General features: G+C 65.6%; 23 protein-coding genes and 1 tRNA gene. 14 read left to right on the forward strand and 10 right to left on the reverse strand.

The window, feature by feature from the left end:
- Positions 1-38 precede the first annotated feature (38 nt).
- On the reverse strand, positions 39-518 hold the full coding sequence (locus BLT60_RS03545) for a nuclear transport factor 2 family protein (protein WP_090874799.1): 480 nt from the start codon (positions 516-518) through the stop codon (positions 39-41).
- A gap of 184 nt (positions 519-702) precedes the next feature.
- On the opposite strand from BLT60_RS03545, the gene BLT60_RS03550 reads away from it, so the two are divergent.
- Genes BLT60_RS03550 through BLT60_RS03565 form a run of 4 tightly spaced genes read left to right on the forward strand, consistent with a single transcriptional unit; the run spans position 703 to position 3,486 of the window.
- On the forward strand, positions 703-984 hold the full coding sequence (locus tag BLT60_RS03550) for a hypothetical protein (protein WP_090874800.1): 282 nt from the start codon (positions 703-705) through the stop codon (positions 982-984).
- A complete protein-coding gene (locus BLT60_RS03555; RefSeq protein ID WP_090874801.1) occupies positions 981-1,541 on the forward strand; it encodes an ATP-dependent zinc protease family protein in 561 nt (186 codons plus the stop codon). The genes BLT60_RS03550 and BLT60_RS03555 overlap by 4 nt, the downstream gene beginning before the upstream one ends.
- A complete protein-coding gene (gene rimK / locus BLT60_RS03560; protein WP_090874802.1) occupies positions 1,538-2,443 on the forward strand; it encodes a 30S ribosomal protein S6--L-glutamate ligase in 906 nt (301 codons plus the stop codon). The genes BLT60_RS03555 and rimK overlap by 4 nt, the downstream gene beginning before the upstream one ends.
- Positions 2,440-3,486 carry a succinylglutamate desuccinylase/aspartoacylase family protein gene (locus BLT60_RS03565; RefSeq protein ID WP_090874803.1) on the forward strand — a complete coding sequence of 349 codons (1,047 nt, stop codon included), beginning with the start codon at positions 2,440-2,442 and terminating at the stop codon, positions 3,484-3,486. Before rimK ends, BLT60_RS03565 begins: the two co-directional genes overlap by 4 nt.
- Positions 3,487-3,732: 246 nt before the next feature.
- Here the strand turns inward: BLT60_RS03565 and BLT60_RS03570 are convergent, their stop codons facing one another.
- Both BLT60_RS03570 and BLT60_RS03575 read right to left on the reverse strand, forming a co-directional pair.
- Positions 3,733-6,819, reverse strand: a complete 3,087-nt coding sequence (locus tag BLT60_RS03570) for an efflux RND transporter permease subunit (RefSeq protein ID WP_090874804.1) — start codon at positions 6,817-6,819, stop codon at positions 3,733-3,735.
- Positions 6,816-8,057: an efflux RND transporter periplasmic adaptor subunit gene (locus BLT60_RS03575; RefSeq protein ID WP_244521120.1), complete on the reverse strand. Its 1,242-nt coding sequence runs from the start codon at positions 8,055-8,057 to the stop codon at positions 6,816-6,818. Before BLT60_RS03575 ends, BLT60_RS03570 begins: the two co-directional genes overlap by 4 nt.
- A 152-nt stretch (positions 8,058-8,209) precedes the next feature.
- On the opposite strand from BLT60_RS03575, the gene BLT60_RS03580 reads away from it, so the two are divergent.
- The gene (locus tag BLT60_RS03580) at positions 8,210-8,758 is read left to right on the forward strand and encodes a TetR/AcrR family transcriptional regulator (protein ID WP_090874805.1); all 549 of its coding nucleotides are present in this window, start codon (positions 8,210-8,212) and stop codon (positions 8,756-8,758) included.
- Positions 8,759-8,770: 12 nt separating this feature from the next.
- On the opposite strand, the gene clpS is transcribed toward BLT60_RS03580, so the two are convergent.
- Positions 8,771-9,076: an ATP-dependent Clp protease adapter ClpS gene (clpS, locus tag BLT60_RS03585; protein ID WP_090874806.1), complete on the reverse strand. Its 306-nt coding sequence runs from the start codon at positions 9,074-9,076 to the stop codon at positions 8,771-8,773.
- 166 nt (positions 9,077-9,242) lie between these two features.
- On the opposite strand from clpS, the gene BLT60_RS03590 reads away from it, so the two are divergent.
- From BLT60_RS03590 to BLT60_RS03600, 3 genes are all read left to right on the forward strand, one after another.
- Positions 9,243-9,677 carry a curlin gene (locus BLT60_RS03590; protein WP_090874807.1) on the forward strand — a complete coding sequence of 145 codons (435 nt, stop codon included), beginning with the start codon at positions 9,243-9,245 and terminating at the stop codon, positions 9,675-9,677.
- 117 nt (positions 9,678-9,794) lie between these two features.
- Positions 9,795-10,214, forward strand: coding sequence for a curli-like amyloid fiber formation chaperone CsgH (csgH, locus tag BLT60_RS03595; protein WP_090874808.1), 420 nt, complete (start codon positions 9,795-9,797; stop codon positions 10,212-10,214).
- 145 nt (positions 10,215-10,359) lie between these two features.
- A complete protein-coding gene (locus BLT60_RS03600; protein WP_090874809.1) occupies positions 10,360-10,770 on the forward strand; it encodes a curlin in 411 nt (136 codons plus the stop codon).
- Positions 10,771-11,116: 346 nt separating this feature from the next.
- Here the strand turns inward: BLT60_RS03600 and BLT60_RS03605 are convergent, their stop codons facing one another.
- The 3 genes from BLT60_RS03605 to deoC all read right to left on the reverse strand — a co-directional run bounded on the left by BLT60_RS03605 (position 11,117) and on the right by deoC (position 15,163).
- Complete coding sequence (locus BLT60_RS03605) at positions 11,117-11,479, reverse strand: endonuclease domain-containing protein (protein WP_090874810.1); 363 nt, start codon at positions 11,477-11,479, stop codon at positions 11,117-11,119.
- Positions 11,480-11,763: 284 nt separating this feature from the next.
- A complete protein-coding gene (locus tag BLT60_RS03610) occupies positions 11,764-14,142 on the reverse strand; it encodes an aldehyde dehydrogenase family protein (RefSeq protein ID WP_090874811.1) in 2,379 nt (792 codons plus the stop codon).
- A gap of 4 nt (positions 14,143-14,146) precedes the next feature.
- On the reverse strand, positions 14,147-15,163 hold the full coding sequence (deoC, locus tag BLT60_RS03615) for a deoxyribose-phosphate aldolase (protein WP_090874812.1): 1,017 nt from the start codon (positions 15,161-15,163) through the stop codon (positions 14,147-14,149).
- Positions 15,164-15,442: 279 nt separating this feature from the next.
- On the opposite strand from deoC, the gene BLT60_RS03620 reads away from it, so the two are divergent.
- Positions 15,443-16,324: a PstS family phosphate ABC transporter substrate-binding protein gene (locus BLT60_RS03620; protein WP_175478275.1), complete on the forward strand. Its 882-nt coding sequence runs from the start codon at positions 15,443-15,445 to the stop codon at positions 16,322-16,324.
- Positions 16,321-18,171 carry a putative bifunctional diguanylate cyclase/phosphodiesterase gene (locus BLT60_RS03625; protein ID WP_090874814.1) on the forward strand — a complete coding sequence of 617 codons (1,851 nt, stop codon included), beginning with the start codon at positions 16,321-16,323 and terminating at the stop codon, positions 18,169-18,171. The genes BLT60_RS03620 and BLT60_RS03625 overlap by 4 nt, the downstream gene beginning before the upstream one ends.
- A gap of 9 nt (positions 18,172-18,180) precedes the next feature.
- On the opposite strand, the gene BLT60_RS03630 is transcribed toward BLT60_RS03625, so the two are convergent.
- Positions 18,181-18,468 (reverse strand): hypothetical protein, encoded by a 288-nt coding sequence (locus BLT60_RS03630; RefSeq protein ID WP_090874815.1) that lies wholly within the window; start codon positions 18,466-18,468, stop codon positions 18,181-18,183.
- A 7-nt stretch (positions 18,469-18,475) separates the two neighbouring features.
- Positions 18,476-19,324, reverse strand: coding sequence for a sugar phosphate isomerase/epimerase family protein (locus BLT60_RS03635; protein WP_090874816.1), 849 nt, complete (start codon positions 19,322-19,324; stop codon positions 18,476-18,478).
- Positions 19,325-19,558: 234 nt separating this feature from the next.
- On the opposite strand from BLT60_RS03635, the gene BLT60_RS03640 reads away from it, so the two are divergent.
- From BLT60_RS03640 to BLT60_RS03655, 4 genes are all read left to right on the forward strand, one after another.
- Complete coding sequence (locus BLT60_RS03640) at positions 19,559-20,056, forward strand: hypothetical protein (protein WP_090874817.1); 498 nt, start codon at positions 19,559-19,561, stop codon at positions 20,054-20,056.
- A 25-nt stretch (positions 20,057-20,081) separates the two neighbouring features.
- Positions 20,082-20,705: a L,D-transpeptidase gene (locus BLT60_RS03645; protein ID WP_090874818.1), complete on the forward strand. Its 624-nt coding sequence runs from the start codon at positions 20,082-20,084 to the stop codon at positions 20,703-20,705.
- Between the two features lie 17 nt (positions 20,706-20,722).
- The gene (locus BLT60_RS03650) at positions 20,723-21,754 is read left to right on the forward strand and encodes an amino acid ABC transporter substrate-binding protein (protein WP_090874956.1); all 1,032 of its coding nucleotides are present in this window, start codon (positions 20,723-20,725) and stop codon (positions 21,752-21,754) included.
- A gap of 218 nt (positions 21,755-21,972) precedes the next feature.
- A tRNA-Met gene (locus tag BLT60_RS03655) sits at positions 21,973-22,049 on the forward strand.
- Between the two features lie 268 nt (positions 22,050-22,317).
- Here the strand turns inward: BLT60_RS03655 and BLT60_RS03660 are convergent.
- Complete coding sequence (locus BLT60_RS03660) at positions 22,318-25,704, reverse strand: DEAD/DEAH box helicase family protein (RefSeq protein ID WP_090874819.1); 3,387 nt, start codon at positions 25,702-25,704, stop codon at positions 22,318-22,320.
- Positions 25,705-25,709 lie beyond the last annotated feature (5 nt).

Below are 25,709 nucleotides of genomic sequence, written 5' to 3' on the forward strand. Positions count from 1 at the left end.
AGTCTATACGCAGCGAAGCGGAGTCACGGCGCGCCGTCCTACCTTTCGATGCCGGCGAAGTTTGCATGCGCGACCACCAGCCAGGTGCCGCCCTCCTTGCGGAAGACGGTCATCCGCGGCGCATTCGCCTCGACCACCGAGCCGTCGAGCGTCTCGTTGACGTTGACCACATAGGTGGCGACGACGCTGTCGCCGGTTGCCGAGACAACCAGATCCTGGATAACCGGCACTTCGGCGATGATCGGCAGGATGCTGTCCGGATAGGCCTTGGCGTCATAATGCGAGCCGTCGGCCCGCTGGATCTGGAATTCCGGCGCCAGGACCGCCGCGACCTTGTCGGGTTCGCCGCTCAGGACTGCGGCGAAGAATGCGTCGATCGCGTCCCGCGTCTCGATCTGCAGGTCCGCCGGTTCGGCTTCCGCCCCCGCCGGCACCACCGAGGACAGCCAGGCGCCGGCCGCGCCATAGACCATCACCGCGAACAGCACGAAACATGCCCGTTTGATTACGTCAGCCATTGCCTGTCGATCTCCCTCAGCTCCGCGCGGGAAAGAACCATTGCCCGGTTAAGGCGAGGTGTATGGCCCTCCCGGGCCCGCCTTCCGGCCCCCTCGCGTCTCCCAGGCACGTGGAGCGATCGAACTTCAGGTAAATAATTTTTTCTATGGACAAAGATTATTTGCTGACTTAAAGGCAGCGCCCATGACAACTGACACGCATTCAACCGATGCCGTTGCCGACCGCCTGGCCGATCTCTACGGACGCGCCTTCGGCGGCAAGCCGAACGGCCGCTACCGGATCGCCGCCAAGCTGGTGCGTGAACTGGCCGGCCGCCGTCGCGTCTACGAGGACGACGTCCGGGCGCTGACCCGGGCGCTGCTCGAGCGCGGTTACGTGCTGATCGACATGGACAATTTCTTCGTCATCATGAGCGCCAGCACCTTCGTCAACTACCGGCGCGCCAACGAGGATTGCATCACATGATTCCCGCCCGCCGCCGCAGCAGGCCGGAACCGACCGAGATCGGCTGGCGCGAGTTCATCGGGCTTCCGGCCCTGGGGATCGAGCGCATGCGGGCCAAGGTCGACACCGGCGCCCGCACCTCGGCGCTTCACGCCACCGATCTCGAACCCTTCGAGCGCGACGGCACGCCGTGGATCGCCTTCACGGTCCCCTCCCCGACGCAAAGGCAGCCGGTCCGCTGTTTCGCACCGATCGCCGACCGTCGGGCGATCAAGAATACCAGCGGCGTCCCCGAGACCCGCTACATCGTCCAGACGCCGCTGGTCATCGGACGGCGACACTGGACCATCGAAGTCTCGCTCTCCGATCGGACGGAGATGGAGTTCGACCTGATCCTCGGCCGGGCCGCGATCCGTGGTCACAATTTCGTGGTCAATCCGGGCAAATCCTACCGGGCCGGTCTGCCGGACCTCCCGACTCCGCATCACGCACCGCAAGAGGGCGCCGCGCCGTCGCTCGAAGCGACCGTCCCCCAGGTACCCGGCGCCTACCAGACTGCTGAAGGAAAAAGCCAATGAAGATCGCGATGCTCGCCCGGAATGCCGGCCTTTTCTCGCACAGGCGCCTGAAGGAGGCCGCGGAGGCGCGCGGGCATGAGCTCGACATCATCAACACCCTGCGCTGCTACATGAACATCGCCTCGCGCCGGCCGGAGATCTACTACAACGGCGAGAAGCTGCCGAAATACGACGCTGTGATCCCGCGCATCGGCGCCTCGGTCACGTTCTATGGCCTCGCCGTGCTGCGCCAGTTCGAGATGATGGGCGTTTATCCCCTCAACGAGTCGGTCGCCATCGGCCGGTCGCGCGACAAGCTGCGCTCGATGCAGATCCTCGCCCGCGAAGGCATCGGCCTGCCGGTCACCACCTTCGCCCACGATCCGAAGCAGACCGAGGAGGTGCTGCGGCTTGCCGGCGGCGCGCCGTTGGTCATCAAGCTGCTCGAGGGCACGCAAGGCATCGGCGTGGTGCTTGCCGATACCGACCGCTCGGCCAAGTCGGTGATCGAGGCCTTCCGCGGCGCCAACGTCAATATCCTCGTCCAGGAGTTCATCAAGGAATCCGGCGGCACCGACATTCGCGCCCTCGTCGTCGGCGGCAAGGTCGTCGCCGCGATGAAACGCTCCGGCGCCGAGGGCGAGTTCCGCTCGAATCTCCACCGTGGCGGCAGCGCCACGACGATCAAGATCTCGCCGGAGGAACGCTCCACCGCTATCCGCGCCGCCAAGGCGATGGGCCTCAACATGTGCGGCGTCGACATGCTGCGCGCCAATCACGGCCCGGTGGTGATGGAGGTCAACTCCTCGCCCGGCCTCGAAGGCGTCGAGAAGGCCACCGGCATCGACATCGCCGGCCTCGCCATCGAGTTCCTCGCCAAGGAAGCCAAGCCCGGCAAGACCAAGACCCGGGGCAAGGGATGAGTCGCGACCGGCCGGCCTTCGCGCTCGGCGCCCGGCGCATCGCGCCGGGCGCCCGCGCCACGATCGACCTGCCGGTCAGCGTCCTGTCGGACCACACCCCGGTCTCCCTGTCGGTCCACGTCGTTCACGGTCGCCGGCCGGGGCCGACCATGTTCGTCAGCGCCGCCGTCCATGGCGACGAGGTGATCGGCGTCGAGATTGTCCGGCGGCTGCTCAGGGCGCCCAATCTCGACGGCATGCGCGGAACGCTGCTGGCGATCCCGATCGTCAATTCCTTCGGCTTCCTCAGCCATTCGCGCTACCTGCCGGACAGGCGCGACCTCAACCGCTCCTTTCCGGGCTCGCCGCAGGGCTCGCTTGCCGCCCGGCTGGCCCACCTCTTCCTCAACGAGATCGTCGCCCGCTCGAATGTCGGCATCGACCTCCATTCGGCCGCCATCCACCGCGCCAACCTGCCGCAGATCCGCGTCACCCCGGATCGCCCCGGGCCGATGGCGCTCGCCGAGGTCTTCGGCGCGCCGTTGATCGTCACGTCGAAGATCCGCGACGGGTCGCTGCGCCAGGCCGCCGGCGAACGCGATGTCGACATGCTGCTCTACGAGGCCGGCGAGGGCCTGCGCTTCGACGAATACGCGGTCCGCACCGGGGTCAGCGGCATCCTCCGGGTCATGCGCCATCTCGACATGATTTCGGCCAAGGGGGTCGCCCGGCCGAAGCGCATCCCGATCCGCTCGACCTCGAGCTTCTGGCTGCGCGCCCCTGCCGGCGGCCTGCTGCGCACCTTCAAGACGATCGGCGAGGAGGTCGATGACGGCGCCCTGCTCGGCGTCATCTCCGATCCCTTCGGCGAAACCGAAACGGAAGTGGTGCTCGAGGGCCGCGGCCTGCTGATCGGCCGCACCAACCTGCCGATCGTCAACGAGGGCGACGCGCTCTTCCACGTCGCCAATGTCCGGCACGGCGACGACGCCGCCGCGACCATCGACAGCCTCGCCTCGCAGCTCGAGCAGGACCCGATGTTCGACGAGGACGAGATCATCTGACGAGCACGAAGCCCGAGCCTCGCCTTCGGGCCAGAGGCTGTCTCGGAGTCCGGATGGAGTTGCGTCCTTCGAGGCCCGGCTCCGCCGGGCACCTCAGGATGGCGAAGGGGGCGTCTTCAGGGAGTTGACGTCAATCGCCCGCCACACCCTGTCTTCCTGAGACCCTCGGCGAAGCCCCCACCCCGCCATGCAGAGGTGCGAGCAAAGCGAGCCTCGAAGTACGCACCGCCCGCCCCGAAGCACGCCTCACCCCTGTTCGGCCAGTCGCCCGGGCACCGGCTCGGCAGCCGGCGCTTGCGCCGGCACATGGTCCTTGCGCGAGATATAGGTGTAGAACATCGGCACGACGAACAGCGTGAACATCGTGCCGACCAGCACGCCGGTGAAGATCACCAGCCCCATCGAGTAGCGCGCTGCGGCGCCCGCGCCTTCCGCGATGATCAGCGGCACGACACCGAGCGCCATCGCCGCCGTCGTCATCAGGATCGGCCGCAGCCGCACCTTGGCCGAGGCGACGATCGCGTCGCGCCGCGACATCCCGTGTTCCTCGCGCTGCTGGTTGGCGAATTCGACCAGCAGGATGCCGTGCTTGGTGATCAGGCCGATCAGGGTGATCAGGCCGACCTGGGTATAGATGTTGAGCGTTCCGAGCCCGATGTTGAGCGGCACGATCGCGCCGAAGATCGACAGCGGCACCGACATCATGATGATCAGCGGATCGCGGAAGCTCTCGAACTGCGCGGCAAGCACCAGGTAGATGACGACGATCGCCAGCGCGAAGGCGATCAGGATCGTGTTGCCCTCGGTCTTCTCCAGCCGCGACTGACCGGAAAAGTCGATGAAGAAGCCGGCCGGCAGCAGCGGCCGGGCCAAGTCCTCGATCGTCTGCAGCCCGTCGCCGGTGGTGACGCCCGGCAGCGGCAGCGCCGAAATCGTCGCCGAGTTGAGCTGGTTGAACTGCTCGATCGCCGCCGGCGAGGCATTGGTCGAGACGGTGATCACCGCCGACAGCGGCACCATGTCGCCGGTCACGCTGCGCACGTAGAACTGGCCGAGCATCTGCGGATTGTCGCGATACTTCCGGTCGACCTGCATGATGATGTCATAGCTGTTGGAATCGCGATCGAACTGCGCCACCGAGCCGCCGCCGACCAGGAGGCCGAGGGTCGTGGCGATATCGCGAACCGGCAGGTTGAGCGCCGCGGCGCGGTCGCGGTCGATCTTCACCGTGATCTGCGGCGCGTCATAGGCCATCGAGTTCTGGACGACGATGAACTTGCCCGAGGCCTGGGCTTCCTGGCGGATCTGTTCGGCCACCTCGTAGACCTGGCTCGGATCGCCGGTCGACTGGATCACCATCGAAATCGGCAACCCGCCGCCGGCGCCCGGCAGCGAGGGCGGCGCGAAGACGAAGGCCTGCACACCCGCCACCTTCGAGATCCGCGCCTGGATATCCCCCTGCAATTCCTTCTGTGATCGCGTCCGCTCGGACCAGTCCTTGAACGACCACAGGGCAATGCCCGAATTGGTGGCGCCGCCGAAACCGACGATCTGGAAATTCTGTTCGACCTCCGGGATGTCGGCGGTCAGTTCGCGCATCTGGTCGGTGTAGAGCCGGGTATATTCGCTGGTCGCGTAGCGCGGTGCGTTGACCAGGGCGAACAGCACGCCCTGGTCTTCCTCGGGCGCCAGCTCGCTCGATGTCTTGACGAACATGAAGGCCGTCACCCCCATCAGCGCGACGACGATCATCAGCGTCACCGGGCGGTATTTCAACGAGCCCGATACCAGCCGCTCATAGCGTCCGGCGATGCGTTCGAAGGTCCGGTCGACGAACCTGGCGAAACGCCCCGGATCGCCGCCCTTCAGCAGCCGCGCGCTCATCATCGGTGTGATGGTCAGCGCCACGAAGCCGGAGATGACGACCGCCCCCGCAAGCGTCAGCGCGAACTCGCGGAACAGCGCGCCGGTCAGTCCCCCGGTGAAGGCCAGCGGCGCGAAGACCGCCGCCAGCGTGATCGTCATCGCCACCACCGGCGCGGCGATTTCCTTCATGCCGACGAAGGACGCCTCCATCGGAGTCAGCCCTTCCTCGATATGGCGGTGGATATTCTCCACCACGACGATCGCGTCGTCGACCACCAGGCCGATCGCCAGCACCATGGCCAAGAGCGACAGGAGGTTGATCGAATAGCCCATCATCAGGAGCAGGAAGCAGACGCCGATCAGCGACAACGGGATCGTCACGATCGGCATCAGCACCGAGCGGAACGAACCGAGGAACAGGATGATGACCAGCACGACGATGATCACCGCTTCCATGATCGTCGCGAACACCTCGTCGATCGAGGCACTGATCGTCTCGGTCGAATCGTAGACCAGCCGGATCGACATGCCGTCGGGCAGGCTGCTGCTGATCGCCGGCAGTTCCGCGATCACCGCGGCGGCGGTGTCGAGCGGATTGGCGGACGGCGTCGGATAGATGCCGATGAAGGTGCCCGGTTCGCCGTTGAAGCTGACGATGGTGTCCTTGCTTTCGGCGCCAAGCTCGACTCGCGCCACGTCGCCAAGCCGCACGACGTCGCCGTTCTCCGACTTCAGCGGCAGCGCGGCAAAGCCCTCGGCGGTCTGCAAGGTCGACTGCATGGTGATCGAATAGGCGACGTATTCGTTCTCCGTCTTGCCCGGCGCTGCGAGGAAGTTCGAGGCGCTGATTGCTGCCAGCACTTCCGACGCGGTGATCTGGCGGGCGGCGAGCTGGATCGGATCGATCCAGATCCGCATCGAATAGTCGGCCGCGCCGAGAACCTGCGTCTCGGCGACGCCCTCGACCGTCGACAACCGCGGCCGGATGACCCGCTTGATGTATTCGGTCAGCTGCTCCGCCGTCATGTTCGGGTTCTGCATCGCCAGGTACATCAGGGCGAAGGTCTGCCCGGTTCCCTTGACGATTACCGGGTCCTCGGCGTCGCTCGGCAACTGGCCCCGCACGCCCTGCACCTTCGACATCACCTCGGTCAGCGCCACGTCGGGGTTGGAGCCGAGCCGCATCTGCACCGTCACCGAACTCGCCGAGGGGCGGCTCGAGGACGAGACGTAGTCGATATTCTCGGTCGTCGCGACGGCGGCGGCGATCGGCGCGGTGATGAAGCCCTGGATCAGGTCGGCGCTGGCGCCCGGATAGACGGTGGTGATCGTGATCACCGTCTCCTCGACCTCCGGATACTGGCGCACCGACAGGTTGAAGATGCCCTGGAACCCGAGCAGCAGGATCAGGAAGGCGACGACGGTCGACAGGACCGGACGGCGGATGAAGAGGGCGGAGAAGTTCATTCGCCGGCGCCTTCAGCCGTGCCGGCCTCGGCCGCGTCACCGCCTGCCGGCGTCGGCGTCCTGACCGGGTCGAGTGCCGGCGTGACCGTGTTGTCGACGACCACCGGCACGCTGGAAAACAGCCGGTTCTGGCCTGCCGTCACCACCTGGTCGCCGGGCGACAGGCCTTCGATGATCTCGACCCGGCCCTGGGTCCGGCGTCCGGCCTTGACGAAGACCTGGAAGGCGGAAAGCGCCGGCGGCTGGGCGGTCTCCGGTTCCGGCGCCTCGGCGGCCACCGCGTCCGACCCGTCGCCGCTCGCCGGTTCGGCGGGCGCCGCGGCGTCCTCTGGCGGTCGCACGACAAAGACGAAATCGCCGTAGAGGCTGCTGACCAGCGCCGTCTGCGGGATCGCCAGGATATTGTCCTCGGTCGGCAATTCGACCCGCACCTGGAGGAACTGGCCGGGGTTGATCCGTCCTTGCGGATTGGTCATCTCGGCCCGCACCGACACCAGCCGGCTCACCGGGTCGACCTTCGGATCGATGCCGGTGATTGCGCCCTTGTAGACGAGGTCGTCGGCGGTCTGGCCGAAGGTCACCGGCTGGCCGATCCGCAGGCGGTCGTAGGCCTGTTCCGGCACGGTGAAGTCCACCCGCATGGTTGTCAGGTCCTGCAGCGTCGCGATCGTCGTGCCCGGCGTGATGTATTGGCCGTCGTCGATCTTCGGGATCCCCATCGTGCCGGAGAACGGCGCGCGGACCTGCTTCTGGTCGAGCACCGCCTGCAGCTTGGCGACCTGCGCCTTGGAGGCCGAGGCCGCCGCCCGCGCCGAATCGACGGTGACGTCGGTGTTGACGCCGCGCTTCTGCAGCTCCAGCGCCCGCTCAAGCGATTGATCGTCGAGGTCAGCCTGAATCTTGGCCGCTGTCAGGTCGGCCTGCTGCACGGCGTCATCGAGCTGGACCAGCACCTTGCCCTTCGGCACCTGCTCGTTGGCGGTGAAGCTTACAAAGGCGACGATGCCGCTGGTCTCGACCGTCAGGTCGATGCCCTGCGCCGCGCTGACCGTGCCGATCGCGTCGATCCCCGGCGTCCAGCTGATCGGCTCGACGGTCATCGTCGAAACGGTCACGGCCGGCGGCTTCATGTTGGCGAAGAAGTCGGAGATCGCCTGGTCGCGGAACATGTTGAAGCCGACGATGCCGCCGACGACGAGGACGAGCAGCACGAAGGCGATGATGAAGCGCTTGATCAAGAGAAGGTCCCCTCGGGATGGCGGCGGCTTGGCGAGCAGACGGATGCGACGCGCCCGACACGTATATGCGGCGAATTCTTTCCGGTCGCTTACTGTACCGTCTGGACGGTAATGTCAATTCCCTCTATACCGGCGTCCGAAGAGGAAGACAGATGGCGCCCGGCAGACCCAGTTCCAGGAAGAAAATTCTAGCCGCGGCGGCCGAGCTGGCCCGGCAATCGGGTCCCGTCCGCTTTTCGCTCGACGCCGTGGCCAGCCGCGCCGGCGTCTCGAAGGGCGGCCTTCTCTACAATTTCCCCACCAAGGCGAAGCTGATGCAGGGCCTCGTCGAGGATTATCTCGAGGAGTTCGAACGCGCCCTCGATGACGCCAGCGCGCCCGGCACCGGCGAAAGCCTGCTGGCCGCCTATGTCCGGCTGTCGACCACCGAATGCGAGGAGGCCAAGCCGGCGCCGTCATGGATCTTCGCGGCCATGGCCGAGGATCCGGATTTCCTCAAGCCGATCGACGCCTTCCGCCGCCGCCTGCTCGACCGGCTGCGTGCCGAGACCGACGATCCGACCGCCATGATGATCACCTTCCTCGCCATCGAGGGGCTGCGGAGCATGAAGCTCTTCGGCGCCGATATCGTCACCAGGAAGGAACGCGCCGCCGCCACCACCGCCCTGCTCGATTCGGCCCGCTCCGCCAGCGCCGACTGACGACGCCCGCGCCTACTCCTCGGGCTCGGTGGTGAAGAGCAGCGGGTAGCCGGCGCCGCGCCCGGCGTCGGTCGCCTCCGTCGCCTTGGTCTCGGCCACGTCCGCCGTATAGACGGCGACGACGCAGACCCCCTTCATGTGCGCGGTGATCATCACCTTGGCCGCTTCGTCCTCGCTCATCGAGAAGAACGCCTTCAGCACCATCACCACGAATTCGCGCGGCGTGTAGTCGTCGTTGACGAGAATCACCTTGTGCAGGCGCGGCCGTTCCGTCTTCGGCCGGACCTTTGTGGTTGTCTTGCTGTCGTTCTCAGGCATGGCCCGAACTCCCCGCTCATTCGCCTGTAGATAAGCCCGCCCCGCGCCGCATCAAGCCGGTGAACGGTTGATGAATGGCGGGTTCAGGCTGGGTTCGTGTCGCCCCCCGTAAAACCCGAACCGTGATCAGAACGCGGCACCCACCGCAGACCCCAAGGAGACGGACATGACCCGCACCTTCCTCATCGGCACCGCCCTCGCCACCGCCATCGCCTTCACCACAGTTCCGGCCAGCGCCGGCAAGATCAACATCCAGCAGTGGGGCTGGTCGAACAGCGCCGGCGGCAACCAGGTCGGCTGGAAGAACAACATCGGCGTTCACCAGAAGGGCTCCTGGAACACCGGCATCGCCTCCCAGTACGGCAAGAAGAACCTCTCGGCGATCGGCCAGGAAGGTTTCAACAACTACGCCGACACATGGCAGAAGGGCAAGCACAACGCGGCCGGCGTCGGCCAGTTCGGCTCCAACCACAACGCCATCGTCACCCAGGACGGCAACGGCAATGTCGCCGCCGGTGTTCAGGTCGGCAACGGCTGCGACGCGAATGTCGTCCAGGCCGGCAAGGGCAACGTCGCTGCCTTCGTCCAGACCTGCAACTGATCCGGACCGCATCCCCCCCAATGCGGTTCGACTTGGCCGGGAGGCGTCACCCCCCGAGGCGCTTCCCGGCCCCCCCCATTCGACGGCCCGCAAGGGCGAGCCCAAGGAGACTGAGCCATGTTCGATAATCCCAGGCGTCTGACCGCCCCCGTCGCGGCCCTTGTCCTGAGCGCCGGCGCCATCGGCGCTGCGGCCTTCGCTATCGCCGGCCCGGTCGAGTCGGCCAGCAAGGGCGCCCACGCCCCGGTCCGTTGCGTCATCAATGCCGGCGCCAGCGGCGGCATGATTTCCCTGCAGGGCCTCGTCGGCGCGGATGCCGCGATCGTCGGCTCCTACCAGTTCAGGGTGAAGAATGCCGGTGGCGGCGGCAGCGCCAATATCAGCCAGGGCGGCGACTTCGCGCTGGCCGCCGGCGAGGAGGCGATGGTCGGCCAGGTGATGCTCGGCCAGAACGGCGCCGTCTACGACGCCCGCCTCACCGTCACCGTCGACGGCGAGACCATCGAATGCGCCGAGCGCGTCGGCGGCGCGATCTGACGCCAACGGCGGGCCTCGACACGCCGGCCCGCCGATTAACGCCGAATGAATGCCCGGTTCCGATCGGGTTCAGCCCACCCCCGCCATAGTGCGCGACATCAGCCGGGCAGACCCGGCGACCACGAAGCCAAACAGGAGACGACCGATGACCAAGATGACCAGGACCCTGATTGCCAGTGCGGTCGCCATGATGATCGCCGCCGCCCCCCTCGCCACCCCGGCCTCCGCCGGCGGATCGCTGTCCTTCACCTTCGCCCCGAAGGACGCCAAACAGGCCCAGGCCCTGCAGACCGGCCTGCTGATCTACGGCGCCGTCAACCAGATCAAGAACGGCGGCATCAAGCAGAAGGGCAAGAACAATTCCGCCGGACTGGCGCAGAATGGCGCCGGCAATTTCGGTGTCGTCCACCAGAAGGGCAACGGCCACAACGGCACCCTGCAGCAGAACGGCAACGGCAACGCCTACGGCCTCTTCCAGTTCGGCAAGAAGACCAATGCCGACGTCGTCCAGAACGGCAACGGCAAGGTCGGCACCACCGTCCAGTGGGGCTGGTAGCCAGGACGCTGCGTCCCCCCGGACGCGACTGACGAATCACGCATTCACCCCGGAGGCTTCCCGCCCCCCTCGGTCTTCAGGGTGACGCAAGGGTGGCGCGATCGGCAACGATCGCGCCACTCTCATTTCGTGGGATTCGGATTCGACGGAAGTGCGCCCCCTCCACCACCCTCCGGGCGGTCCCCCTCCCCCGCTCCGCAGGGGAGGATCGCGGCGACACCGTCCGTTTCAACCTCCGAACAACGCGCAGTGTCCGAAGTGAAGCGCACCCATCCTCCCCCGCTTGCGGGGGAGGGGGACCGTCGCGAAGCGATGGTGGAGGGGGCGCGCGCCACCACCCACTCATTCAATCCCTCAGCAGCGCCAACGCAGTCTGCCGAATCCGCTCGACCACCGCGTCGCAACCACGCAGCACGTCGCCAGCCGGAATCCGCAGCGTGGTCACGCCGCGATCGGACAACCACGCATCGCGCCGTTCGTCGCGCGCCGGCCGATCACCGGTCACGTGTCCCCAGCCATCGACCTCGACCGCCAGCTTCGCCGCCGGGCAATAGAAATCAATCACGTAAGGCCCTATCGGATGCTGGCGGCGAAAGATCGGCGATTCGGAATCGCGAACCCGCAGCCGAACCCAGAGCCGCGCCTCTGGCGGCGACATCGCCCGCCGCAACCGTCGCGCATTGCCAACCGTCCGCGATGGCGCCCGCATGGTGCTGCCTCAAGGAAGCTGCGTTGTTGGGGAAGTGCGCCCCCTCCACCATGCTAACGCATGGTCCCCCTCCCCCGCTACGCAGGGGAGGACCGCGGCGGCACCGCCCGATTTTTTTCGGGATCGTGGAGGCTCAAACCGAAGCGAAGCGCGCCCATCCTCCCCCGCCTGCGGGGGAGGGGGACCGTCGCGAAGCGATGGTGGAGGGGGCGCGCCCCTTACCGAGTCACACACCGACAAAGGTGGAAAGACGCCGCCCTCTTACGGAGGCCCATCGAGCCCCCCTACTCCCCCCAGGGCACCCAGATGTTCTTCACCTGGGTCGCGTGCCTCAGCACTTCGCGGCCGCCTGAGACGGCCTCGTCATTCCAGTCGCGCGCGACCGTCTCGCACCAGGTCTGCTTGAGGTTGCCGGCCGAGGCCTTTTCAAACGTCTCGGCCATCCCCTGCGGCCCGAAAGCCCAGATCGCGTCGACCGCGTCGTGCTTGGCGAGTTCGAGGCCGAGCGCCCGGCGGTCGCCGGTGACGATGTTGACGACGCCGCCCGGCAGGTCCGAGGTGTCGAGCACCTGGTAGAGGTCGGTGGCCAGAAGCGCCTGCGCTTCCGACGGCACCATCACCACCGTGTTGCCGGCGGCGATCGCCCCGGCCATCAGCGTGACGAAGGCGAGGAGCCCAGGCGCTTCCGGCGCAACGATGCCGACGACGCCGACCGGCTCGTTCATCGCCAGCGCCAGTCCCGTAAAGGGCGGCCGGTGGACGGCGCCCTCGTATTTGTCGGCCCATCCGGCGAAGGCGAAGAGGCGCGCCACCGCGGCCTCGACCTCGCGCCGCGCCCTCGGCTTGCGCTCGCCGGTGAGCATCGCCAGCCGGCCGGCGAATTCGTCGGCTCGCGCCTCGAGATTCTCGGCGATGTAATAGAGGATCTGCGCCCGCAGGTGCTCGCTCGCCTTGGCCCAGCCGGCCGCCTTGCGCGCCGCCTCGACCGCGTTGCGGATGTCCTTGCGGTTGCCGTCACCGATCTCGCCGGCCAACGACCCGTCATGGGCGGCGATCGCCCGCGAATAGCCGCCATCCGGCCGCGCCTGCTTGCCGCCGATATAGAGTTTTGCCGTCCGGTCGATGCCGGCGAAACCCGGCTCGGTACCGATCGCCGCCAGCTTGACCGGCGCCTCCTCGATCGGCTTCGCCGCGGCGATCCACTTCGGCTTCGTGTAGGCGAAGGCGCCCTCGCGACCGCCCTCCCGGCCGTAGCCGGATTCCTTGTAGCCGCCGAAGCCGGCCGAGGCGTCGAAGAGGTTTGTCGAGTTGATCCAGATGACGCCGGCCTTGATCTTCGGCGCCATGTCGAGCGCAAGGTTGATCGACTCCGACCAGACGCTGGCGGCCAGCCCGTATTCGGTGTTGTTGGCGAGCGCCACCGCCTCGTCCGGCGTCCGGAACGACATGGCGACCAGCACCGGCCCGAAGATTTCGACGCGGGCGCAGGTCGAGGCCGGGTGGACGTTGGTCATCAGCGTCGGCGGGAAGAAGTAGCCGCCCTTCGACGGCTCGAGCTGCGTCTGGAAGACCTCCGCCCCTTCGCTCCGTCCCTGCTCGACGAGACTGGTAATCCGGTCGAGCTGCACCTTGTCGACAATCGCGCCGACATCGATCGCCTTGTCGAGCGGCGGCCCGACGCGCAGCGTCGTCAGCCGCTCCTTCAGCTTGGCGATGAAGGCGTCATGCACCGTCTCCTGGATCAGCAGCCGCGAGCCGGCGCAGCAGACCTGGCCCTGGTTGAACCAGATCGCGTCGACCACCCCTTCCACCGCCGAATCGAGATCGGCGTCGTCGAAGACGATGAAGGGCGACTTGCCGCCGAGCTCCAGCGTCAGCGCCTTGCCGGAGCCGGCCGAGGCTTCGCGGATTTTTCGGCCGACTTCGGTCGAGCCGGTGAAGGCGAGCTTGTCGATGTCCGGATGCCTGACGATCAGTTCGCCGGTCGCCCCGTCGCCGGTGATGATGTTGACCACCCCCTTCGGCACACCGGCCATCCGGCAGATGTCGGCGAAGAGGATCGCCGTCAGCGAAGTGAACTCCGCCGGCTTCAGCACCACGGTGTTGCCGAGCGCGATCGCCGGCGCGATCTTCCACGCCATCATCAGCAGCGGAAAGTTCCACGGGATGATCTGGCCGCAGACCCCGACCGGCGCCCGGTCGGGCATTTCGCTCGCCATCAGCTGCGCCCAACCGGCGTGGTGATAGAAGTGCCGGGCGACCAGCGGCACGTCGATGTCGCGGGTCTCGCGAATCGGCTTTCCGTTGTCGAGCGCCTCGATCACGGCGAAGAGTCGGCTGTTTTTCTGGATCAGTCTTGCGATGGCGTAGAGACAGCGCGCCCGCGCGTGTCCCGGCAGCGCCGCCCAGGGCGCCTGCGCCTGTCTCGCCGCCGCCACGGCGGCGTCCACGTCCGTCCCGTCGGCCTGGGCGATCCGCGCCAGCACGGCCCCGGTCGCCGGATCGAGCGTGTCGAACCACTGCCCCGACGCCGGCTTCCGCCATTCGCCGTCGATGAAAAGCTGAGTGCCATCAGCGTGTTGCGCCAGCCACTCCCTGGCTTCCGTGTCGGATTCCGGCGCGGGCCCGTATTCGAGGTCGTCGAGGATTTCTGCTACAGACATTGGGTCAAGCCATTGCATGGTGATCGAAGGACGCATAGCGCCCGGTGACGTAATATTCGAGCTGGCGCTCGATATCGGCAAGCAACGATGAAGCACCGAACCGGAAGAGACTGGGCTGTAGCCAGTCGTTTCCGAGTTCTTCCTTCATCAGGAACTGGAAGGCCATCGCATCCTTGGCCGTCGATATTCCGCCGGCCGGCTTGAAACCGACGACGTTGCCTGTCGCCTCGCGATAGGCGCGGATCGCGCGCACCATCACCAGCGCCACCGGCAGCGTCGCGTTGACCCCTTCCTTGCCGGTCGAGGTCTTGATGAAATCCGTCCCCGCCTGCATCGCCACCATCGAGGCCCGTCCGACATTCCTCAATGTTTTCAAGTCGCCAGTCGCCAGGATCGCCTTCATATGCGCCGGCCCGCAGGCCTGCTTGAAGGCCTTCACCTCGTCGTAGAGCGCCTGCCAGTTGCCGTTGAGGACGTGCTCGCGGGTGATGACGATGTCGATCTCGCCCGCCCCGGCCGCGACTGAGGCCTCGATTTCGGCCAGCCGCGTCTCGAAAGGCGACAGTCCGGCGGGGAAGCCCGTCGACACGGCGGCGACCGGAATCCCTGATCCTTCAAGCGCTTGGCACGCCGTTTCGACGAAGCGATGGTAGACGCAGACCGCCCCGACGGTGATCCGCCGGTCGGCCAGACCCAGCGCCTCGGCGATGTCGGCCCGCAACGGCTGCCGCGCCTTGGCACAAAGCCGCCGCACCCGCCCTTCCGTGTCGTCGCCGGCCAGCGTCGTCAGGTCGATGCACTGCAGCGCCTTCACCAGCCACGCCGCCTGCCACTGCTTCTTGACCGTGCGGCGGGTCGGCAGCGTCGCGGCGCGACGCTGGATCGCCGACAGGTTGGCCCGCATCGCCCGGACCGGCTCGAGATCGAGCGGAATCCCCGGATTGTCCGGGTGAACCTCGGGCCGCGCGTTGGGCAGGTGATGGACGGAGGCGCTTTCGCGCGGAGACACTGGAGCTGACATGATTCCACCGCTGAATCGGAGGGGTGTTCGGAGGTTGTTCGGCACCTTGTATCACCTTTCGCCCGCCGGGAAATCAAACCCGCCCCTCGTTCGGCACCCGCACGCCGGATTCATTGTTGCTTAAGCACGAAACCGGCGATCTCGTCATATGTCCGACCCTACCGGGCGGATTCACCTTTCATGCATCGTTGCCACCCAAAGTGCCCGACCGAGCCCGATGCACGTCCAGCGGTCCGATATCCGGGGAACGGGGCTGCCAGGAACGACAGGAGACAACCGATGCGGCGACTTCTTCGAACCGGGGGGAGACGCCCCCGCGCGGCGGCTATAGCGGCCGTCCTGCTGGCCTCGGTCGCCGGTTCCGCCGTCAGCGCCGAGCCGGCGCAGATTCGCATCGGTGGCACCGGATCGGCGCTCGGCGGGCTCCGGTTGCTGGTCCCCGCCTTCAACGCCGCCAACCCGGACTTCGAGCTGACAGTGCTGCCGAGCCTCGGGTCCGGCGGCGGCATCAAGGCGCTCCTGGCCGACAGTATCGAGGTATCGGTCAGCGCCCGTCCCCTGAAGGAACAGGAGGCAGCGGCTGGCTTGCACCAGTGGGAATATGCAAGGACCCCGCTGGTCTTCGCGACCCGGCCGGACACGCCGGTCGAGGCCGTGACGCTCCAGGACATGACGGCGGTCTACGCCAATGAGACGACGACATGGCCGGACGGTTCCCGTCTCCGCCTGGTCATGCGGCCGGCAGCGGAAGCCGACACCGGATTCTTGCGCACGCTGTCGCCCGGGATGGACAAGGCGGTTACCACCGCAACCGGGAATCCGGCGTTGTTTGTCGCCATCAACGATCAGGACAATGCGACGGCACTGGAAGATATCCCTGGATCCGTCGGTCTCATCGCGCTCGGGCAACTGCAGTCGGAAGGACGCGACCTCAAGCCGCTGGCTCTCGATGGCGTAGCGCCGACAACCGACGCCTTCCGGCAAGGCAATTACCCGCACGGCAAGAGCCTGTATCTCATGTCTCGCAGCGGAATCTCCGATCCCGGCGCCGAGCGCTTCCTTGCCTTCGTCGAAACCGCCGAGGCCCAGCAGCTTCTCACATCCGCCGGCTACCTTGCGACCGGCGCCGATCCCGACCCGGCGGGTGGAGCCGCCGAATGACCGGTCGGAATCCGGTCGTCAAGGTCGCCAAGTGGCTGGCCGCCTTCACGGCGTTGGTCATCGCCTTCGGACCACCGCTCGGATTCCTCTATTTCGGGTATCGGCTTGAATCGACGGCGATTGAAACGCGGACCGACCTGCTTTCGCTTCAACTCACCCAGTTGATCAATGCCAATCCCGACTACTGGCAATTCGAGACGATCCGGCTCGATGAACTCCTGAAGAACGGCGACCTCGGCGGCGCCGATGGCAGCGATCGGCATCGCGTGTTCGGCGCCACAAGCGATCTCGTCACGGAAACGCGGGGCAGCAACTTCTCCGACGGGTGGCCGACAGTCACCCACCGCAAGGCTCTCTTCGACTATGGTGCGCCGGTCGGCACCATCGAGATCACCGAGTCGCTGAAGGCCCTGTATCTGAAGGCCGCCTCGATCGGGGTCCTCTCCCTCATCGTCGGGACACTGGTCTTTTTGGGCTTGCGCATCCTCCCGGTGCGTTCCCTGCAACGGGCGTGGGATCGGATCGCCTTCCTCGCCAGCCACGACGCGATGACCCGGCTGCCCAATCGCGTCCTGTTCATGGACCGGCTGACGACCGCGATCGCCGGCGCATCGCGAAGGGGACAGGCGCTGACCGTTCATTCCCTCGATCTCGATCACTTCAAGGATATCAACGACACGCTCGGCCACGCCGCCGGCGACACCCTGCTGCGGCAGTTCGTGGCGCGGGTATCCGGGTGCCTGCGCCAGGGCGATACCCTGGCCCGCCTGTCCGGCGATGAATTCGCCATCATCCAGACCGGAACGAACGACGCCGAAGCCGCGGTCAACCTCGCGAAGCGGGCCATCGCCGCGGTCGAGCAGCCCTTCGATATCAACGGCCAGGAAGCGATCATCGGAATCAGCATCGGCATGGCGATGACCGGCACGGACGGCGACAGCGACCCGCAGCAACTCCTGAAACAGGCGGATCTTGCCCTCTACAAGTCGAAGGATAACGGGCGCAACACCTACCACTTCTTCGAAGAGGAGATGGACGCCGAACTTCAGTCGCGCAAGGCGCTTGAGGTCGATCTCCGCAAGGCTCTCCACGCCGAGGATTTCAGGCTTTTCTACCAGCCGCAGATCGATCTTGCCTCACAGAGGATCGTCGGCCTCGAGGCGCTGTTGCGCTGGCACCACCCGGTCCGTGGCGATGTACCCCCGAAGGAATTCATTCGCGTCGCCGAAGGGACCGGTCTCATCATCCCGTTGAGCGAATGGGTGCTGCGGACCGCCTGTCGCGAAGCCCTCCCCTGGGCGCCGCTCAGCGTCGCGGTCAATCTGTCGCCGCTCCAGTTTCAGCAGAGGGGCCTGGTGGCGATGGTCGAGCGCGCCCTCGCCGAGACCGGCCTGCCAGCCAGCCGTCTCGAACTCGAGATCACGGAGGAGATCCTCCTCAACGACACGGAACACACCCTCGATGTCCTCAACCGCCTGCGCGCGCTCGGCGTTCGCATCGCGATGGACGATTTCGGCATCGGTTATTCGAGCCTCGGCTATCTTCGCCGGTTCCCCTTCGACAAGATCAAGATCGACCGTTCCTTCGTCGCCGACCTCAACAACAGCAGCGACGCCCAGGCGATCGTCCGCGCCATCATCGGCCTGAGCCAGGCGTTGAACATTCACATCAACGCAGAGGGCGTCGAAACCCTCGAGCAGGCCAACCAGCTGATGGCCGACGGCTGCCAGGAGGTTCAGGGCTTCCTCTATGGCGCGCCCATGTCGAACACCGCAATCGGCGACCTTGTCACCAGCCTCGGCATCCTTTCAGGCGCCGACGATCCTGCACTCAAGGCCGCGTCCTGAATCCCTCGATCAGGCCCGGATCTCGCGAATCGGCAGAGTCCCCCAAAGCCGGCTGTATTTTCCGTCGAAGCGGCGGTCCTCGCCGTCGGCGACGGTCAGTTTCAGGATGTTTGAGCGGCGGCTGATCACCGCGCGCATGCGTGCACGCAGGGTATGTTCGCCCGCCTCGCATTCGATCGTACAGGCTTCGCCGAACTGGACCCGGTCGACCATCTCGCCGTCGAGCAGGATCTCGATGCCGCGAACGCCGATCAGCAGCCCTGGGCTGCGGATCGTCAGGGTGAGCCGCGCGACCATCGTCGGGTCAGGCCACGGGTGACCGCGCGTGGCGGAGAACGAAATCGCGCTCGCGGCGGATCGCCTCCCACTCGTCGTCGGACGGCCCGGCGTAGATCAGCGTGATCGGCCCGTCATACCCGGCGGCGTCGGCGACCGATAGGCAGCGGCCGAAGTCCTCGGTATCCATCTCCAGGTCTTCCGTGAAATTGCAATGGGCGTGGCTGTTCTCGGCGCGCGGCAGGACAGAGGCGAGGTCGTCATACTTGCCCGGCCCCGTCCAGTTGCCGAGATCGGCGAGGAAGCCGACGGTGCCATCGAGCCGGTCGAGGATGGAATGAACCTCGTGCGGGCCAGGCGTCGTCGCCAGCCAGTTCTCGGTCAGGATACGAACACCCTGCTCCGCGCCGTGGCGGGCAAGCGGCGCGAGGCCGGCAACCGATCGGTCGAGCACCTCGGGCGTCGGCGGCTGCTTGCCGGCAATGACCCGCGCCTTCTCGGCACCCAGCGAAGCCGCGACATCGATCCAGCGGGCAATCCAGTCGCTGTCGCGTTTGGCATGCGCCGGATCGGTGATGTCGCCATCGTCGATCAGCAGCGTCTGCAGCGTGATATCGGAGTCGGCGATCGCCGCCTTGAGGTCGCCGAGAAAGCCGGCGTCGCGGCCGGGGATGTTGAAATGGCAGATCTCCAGCCGGCCGATGCCGAGCCTGGCGATCGCGGCCGGCACGTCGAGCAGCGACATCGTACCGGCGCCCCAGGTTTCCTCGGGCGGGCCGTCGGTGTCATTCGCCGGTGAATTGGCGTAGCGCGTGCCGAGCGCCCGGTGGATGCTCCAGGTGGATAGAGCCAGGGTCGGCTGGGTCTCGCTTGGCATCGCACATCCCTTTCCGTGGCGGGTCGGCCAGGGTCGCCCGCGTGTTTCTCCTTTGTATCGCAATCCGGCCCCCGGGCGTCCACCCGATTGCCGTGATCGACTTTCGGTTTCGCCTGGCAATCGAGGTGCTATATTTCCGCAGGCGTCGGCCAGGGATCAGATCGGACCGGCCCCGACGGGGAGAGTTTTCATGGCAGGGCAGCGCGTCGTATCCACCCGCTCGGGCGGCCCGGCATGAAGGCTGACGCAACCACGCGCCGCACCCGGCTTCCGGCATTCGCGGCGATCGTCTCCGGCGGCATTCTCGCCGCCTGCAACACGACAACCGGAAATCTCGGGCTGGAAGCGCCGGCGGTGCCGACCATCGCCGCCCCGGCGATCACGGTGAATGTCGCCGAACTCCCCGGCAACTGGGGCCTGGCCTCCTACCATCAGGACAAGGACCGCACCCGCACCGAGGCGGAGGCCCGGTCGGCCTGCAGCAATCCGTACAAGGTCGCCCAGGGCCCGAATGGCGGGGTGATGATGCACCTTCCCGACCAGACGACGCCGACCGAGGTCTTCATCAAGCAGACGCCCGACGGCCGCAGTTTCATCGGACCGCGCGGCGCGCCGGGGATGGCCCAGGATCGGGTCGTGACCGTTTACGAAAACGGCATGTTGATCACCGTGTGGCTCGATAAGAGCGCCCGGGATCGCTACGGTACGATGGTATTCGTTCGGTGTGCCTGAGGGGGCATAACCTTGTGAGGGATCGATGAAGCGCAATCGCTTGACTGCAGGACTGGCCGTTGTCGGCCTGGCGCTGGCGGTAATCGCCGCCGCGCCCTTCTTCGCCACGCCCGGCGAGGCCAAGAGCCGCAAGGAACTCGTCGTCGACGAACAGCCCGGCTACGTGCCGACGCCGGAAGAGGAGATGCTGCCGGCGCAGTATCGTCCGCAGCCGGTCTTCTTCCGCACCAACGAACCGGTCGGCACGATCATCGTCCATACCAACGAGCGCTTCCTCTATCTCGTCCAGGGCAACGGCCAGGCGATCCGCTATGGCATCGGCGTCGGGCGCGACGGCTTCCAGTGGCAGGGGCTTCTGAAGATCTCGCGCAAGCAGGAATGGCCTGATTGGCGGCCGCCGCCGGAGATGATCCAGCGCCAGCCCTACCTGCCCCGTTTCATGGCCGGCGGCCCGGGCAACCCGATGGGCGCCCGCGCGCTCTATCTCGGCGACACGGTCTATCGCATCCACGGCACCAACCAGCCCCGCACCATCGGCCATGCCGTGTCGTCCGGCTGCTTCCGGCTGGTCAATCGCGACGTGATCGATCTGTTTGCCCGCGTCCCTGTCGGCACCAAGGTGGTGGTCCGGCAATCGGCCAGTCTCTGAGCCCGGAGAACACGATGATGACCAGACGACTTGGCCGGGTCGCGGCGACGACCGTTGCGACCGTACTGGTTGCCGCCGGCTTCGCCACCGCCGCAATGGCCTCCACCCTCGACACCGTCAAGGAACGCGGCAAGCTCGTCTGCGGCGTCAACCAGGGTCTGCAGGGCTTTGCCGCGCCGGACGCGGCGGGCACATGGGCCGGCTTCGACGTCGATTTCTGCCGTGCCGTCGCGGCGGCGATCTTCGCCGATCCGGACAAGGTCGACTATGTCCCGCTGTCGGCGGAGGAGCGCTTCCCGGCGCTGGCCGACGGCCGCATCGACCTGCTCGCCCGTAACTCGACCTGGACGATGGGCCGCGAGACCGGGCTCGGGCTGACCTTCGTCGGCGTCACCTATTACGACGGCCAGGGCTTCCTGCTGTCGCGCTCGGCCGGCACCTTCTCGTCGCTCGAACTCGACGGCGCCAAGGTCTGCGTATTGTCCGGCACCACCAGCGAGGCCAACCTCGCCGACTATTTCACCGACAACAACATGGCCTATGAGGCCGTCCTCACCGACTCGCCGGAGGCGACGCTTACCGCCTATCGAAGCGGCGACTGCAACGTCGTCACCAGCGACATGTCGCAGCTCTACGCGCAGCGCCTGAAGCTCGATGACGCCGACGAGCACCTGGTGCTTGCCGATGCGATCTCGAAGGAGCCGCTCGGCCCCGTCGTCCGCCAGGACGACGCCCGGTGGGCGACGCTGGTGCGCTGGGTCTATTTCGCCATGCTCGACGCCGAGGAACTCGGCATCGCCTCCGACACCGTCGACGCGGCGCTGGCGTCCAAGAAGCCGGACGTGCGCCGCTTCGTTGGCGCGGAGGGGGGCTTCGGCGAACAGATGGGCGTTGCCGATACCTGGGCTGTCGATGTCGTTCGCCTCGTTGGCAACTACGGCGAGATCTACGAACGGTCGCTGGGAGAAGGGTCGCCGCTCGGCATTCCGCGCGGCATGAACCAGCTCTGGAACCGCGGCGGCCTGCAATACGCCCCGCCGATTCGCTGAGCCCGCGACGATTCTGGCCGGCCGCGGCGTCGCGACTGGCACCCTCCTGAAATGGCGGAATTCTGCGGAAATCCCGCCGACCCGAGCAATTTGCCGCCGCCCCTCCATCCACAGGATCGGCGCCTGCCGAAAAAATAGCCGGCAAACGCTCCCGGCCCCTTCTATTCCGCGAGCGAAGGGTCTATATCCAACCCGCCCCTGATTGGGGCCGCTCTTGGCGCGGGGTGGAGCAGCCCGGTAGCTCGTCAGGCTCATAACCTGAAGGTCGTAGGTTCAAATCCTACCCCCGCAACCAAGTTCTCTGAGTTATTTCAAATTGTTAGGCTGGAGTTTATTTTTTCGCCAACGCGACGCGCGAGTCTTGGCAACCAAATGGCAACCTCTTGGTTTCCGAATTCGTTGTCAAAGCGCGCATAGCTGGGCGGTCCAGCCGCTCCGTCTTTCGGCTCTTTCTCGCCTTGTTGAATTTCCGATTTTTCGTGGCGCCCGAACCCGGCTGAGTCCAACTCATTAAGGCTCGTTCCGTGCGTACGATCTGTTGTGACCGTCCCCCGGGACAGCATTCATCCTGTGCTGGCCCGGATTTCTGGTTGCGCATGTTTTAGCGCTTCGAAGATTCCGGAGATGACATTCTCTCTACCGGCAAAAAGCGCATCCGGCCCGCCCGCGTGGAGATTGCTAAAGGGTGCCTCATACAGCGCGGATGCTTCCATGACACCGCGCGCAGTGAGTTGATCGATCACCATCTCGACGAAGCGAATCTGTGGGGGGGTGAGGCTCTGATTATTCAAGAACTCCGAAAACAGAGAGTTTGCGGCTGACCGGTCAAGGCCGACGAGGCTGCGGACGAAGTGGGCTAATGAGGGTGCCTCGCTGCGGGCAAGTAAACCATTGAGCAACACCTCCCCATCATCCTCACCGATCTCCACCAAGGTCGATTCAAGCCCCTTTAGGTCCGTAGCGGTGAGCGGCTGGTTGGCGCGAAGACGATGGATCACGAGGTGGTCGAGATGGCTGCTGAGGTAGCCCTTGACCTTTTTCTCGTACTGAGCGCCGGTCATCGTCGGCATGCCGACAACCGGTTCCTCGCGTATGCCCATGACCTCGTCTTGAAAGTCGGTGTAGACGATCTTGCGCTTCTTCTTGTCGAGGAATTGCACCAGCCCGCGCAGCCGCAAGCGGAGGTCCTCTAGGCCGTTTAAATTCATCCCGTCCCAGAAGCCGGTCTCCTGCATAGAAGCAAGGTAATCGAGCTGGGACTTGACTGCTGGTATCGTGTTCTTCTCCTCCAACAGCATGGCGATCTGGATCATCCGCAGCCGATGATTTTCGAAGGCGCCCAAGTCGTCCTCGGCTAGGGCGAGCTGCATTCGGAGAGCTGTAAGATCGAACATGCGTGACTCGATGTCATCTGTCTCGATCTCGCTAGGCAGCCCTGCCACCTCGCGCTGCAGCCTCTCACGGTCGTAGTCGCTGAGTTTCTGCCACGACGCGCGCTCCCGGAAACGCTCGACGGCTTCCAGATGCATCCTCACAATGAAATTCTCGCGGTTCATGGCCGCCACTTCCCCATGAAGTTCCGTGGTCAACGACGGCGCGAGCTTGCTTTTCGGATCTAGGTTCGGTGTCGCCTGGACATGGGCCAGCAGCTGAACCCGGTGGCGAAATAGCCGGGTGCCGAGCGGGATCGCGCCACCGGTCTCAATGCCATCGGGGTTCTCCCGGAAGAAATCGAAGTTGAAACAGAAGTCGAAGACCCGAAAGTCCTGCTTGTCGTGATCGGGCCCAAAAAGGTCCGGGCACAGTCGCGTGCCGCGCCCGATCATCTGCCAGAACTTGATCTTCGAGTAGACCGGTTTGAAGAAGACGAGATTCGCTACTTCGGGAATGTCGATGCCGGTGTCGAGCATGTCCACCGAGATCGCGATGTGCGGCGGCTTGTCCTTCTGCGAGAAATCATCGAGCAGGCTCTGCGGGAATTTCGCATAGTGGTCGATGATCCGCGCGAAGTGCCCTTTGTAATGGGGGTAGTGGTGGTTGAAGCGATCCTCGATAAACTTCGCGTGCTCATGGCTGCGGGCGAAGAGGATCGTCTTGGCCAGCCGATCGCCGCCTTCGACCTTGTGGCCTTTATCCATCAGGTGCTGGAGCACCTTGTCGACTGTGTCCTTGTTGAAAAGCCAGCTGTTGATAGCTGAGGCGTTGACCTTGTCTGGAAGACCGTTCTCCTCAACATCATCGCCCCAGTCGAGGTTCTCCCACTGCTCCTTCTCCTCGTCGCTCAGCGAGTCGTAGTCGATACCTTCGCGTGGAAACTTTAGGTCCACCTGCTGCGCGCGAAGGGGTACGAGGAAGCCGTCCCTCACCGCGGTATCCAGCTCGTAGGCGTCGGTCGGAACCCCCGGCTCCAAGTCAAAGAGTTCGTACGTGTTGCGGTCGACCTGCTCCCGGGGCGTCGCGGTCAGACCGACCAGCAGCGAGTCGAAGTAGCGGAAAATTACACCGTACTTCTGGTAGACGGAGCGATGTGCCTCGTCGATAATCACCAAGTCGAAATGCCCGACACCGAACCGCGCCTCCGTGCCCTTCGTCTCGTCGATCAGCCCCATCATCGTCGGATAAGTGGAAATGTCGACCCGACCCGCCTTGTCCTTCTCGCTCACAAGATTCACCGGGCTCGAGTCCGGCAAGTGCGTCTTGAAGGCGGCCACCGCCTGGTTGACCAGCGACACCCGATCAGCCAGGAACAGTGTCCGCTTCACCCAACCCGCCCGCTGCAGTAGGTCAACCAGCGCGATGGCCACGCGCGTTTTTCCGCTGCCGGTGGCCATCACCAGGAGGGACTTGCGCCGCCCCTGCGCGAACTGCTCCCCGATGCTGCCGATGGCCCGCTTCTGGTAGTATCGCTCGACGATATCGTTCTTGACCTGGGCTACATCCAGCTGCTGTCGCTGGTCCCGGCGGTGAACCAGCGACGCCAGCTCGTCCTTTTTGTAGAACCCTGCGACGCTGCGCGGCGGATAGGCCAGATCATCCCACAGATGGGTCCTGTACCCGTTCGTATAGAAGATGATCGGACGCTGGCCGTGCATCGCCTCCAGACAGTCGGCGTAGAGCTTTGCCTGCTGCTGCCCTGCCCTCGGGTCGATGATGGTTTTTTTTGCTTCCACCACCGCCAGTGGCTTACCATCATCGCCCCAGAGGACGTAGTCGGCGTAACCGGTACCCTTCTGGTTAGGCATACCCGTCACTTCGTATTCGCGGTCATGTTTCCGATCGAGCGGCCAGCCGGCGCGCTGCAGCGCGAGATCGATAAGGAGCTTGCGGGTCTTATCCTCGTTCCAGTCGTGGGTCTCTGGGACGGCCTCGTTCTCAGCCTTGATGGCCGCGAGCCGTTCGCGCAACGCTTCGAGTTCGCTCTCGACTTCCACGCGGTTTTTCTCCGCCGCATCCCCTTCCATTTTGAGGGCGTTCAGCGCCTCGACGCTGGCGGGCGTTGCCTTCGGCACCGCCTTCGGGACGAGGGACTCGTCGAATGTCTTCTCCTGCAGGCTCTCCGCTCCCTTGCGCAGGTAGGTGCGGCCCGCCCAGTAGAGGACGTGGAAAAGCTCCCGCACGAGGTCCAGCGCCTTCTCCGGCGTGGGCATCTTCTTCCCGTGCACCGCCACGTTGCCCGCCTGCCGAATGTACTCCGCCTTCTGCCAGACGACCTCGGGCAAGAGTTCGCGGAAGGCGGGCTCGCTGAGGTAGCCGTCCAGGTTCGTGACCTTCGGCGGGCTCAGGGTCTTGTCGACCTTGTAGACGCGCGCCACCAGGCGCTCCAGTGCGTGTCGCGCATGGAAGCAGGATCCCCGCGGGTCGCCATACACATGCAGCTCCGCATAACTCGCGCTCTCCGCCGCTTGCGGGAACTCCTGTTTCAGGAAAGCGAAGTTGGCGGAAATCTCCATTGGGC

The sequence above is a fragment of the Bauldia litoralis genome, assembly GCF_900104485.1.
Taxonomy (GTDB): domain Bacteria; phylum Pseudomonadota; class Alphaproteobacteria; order Rhizobiales; family Kaistiaceae; genus Bauldia; species Bauldia litoralis.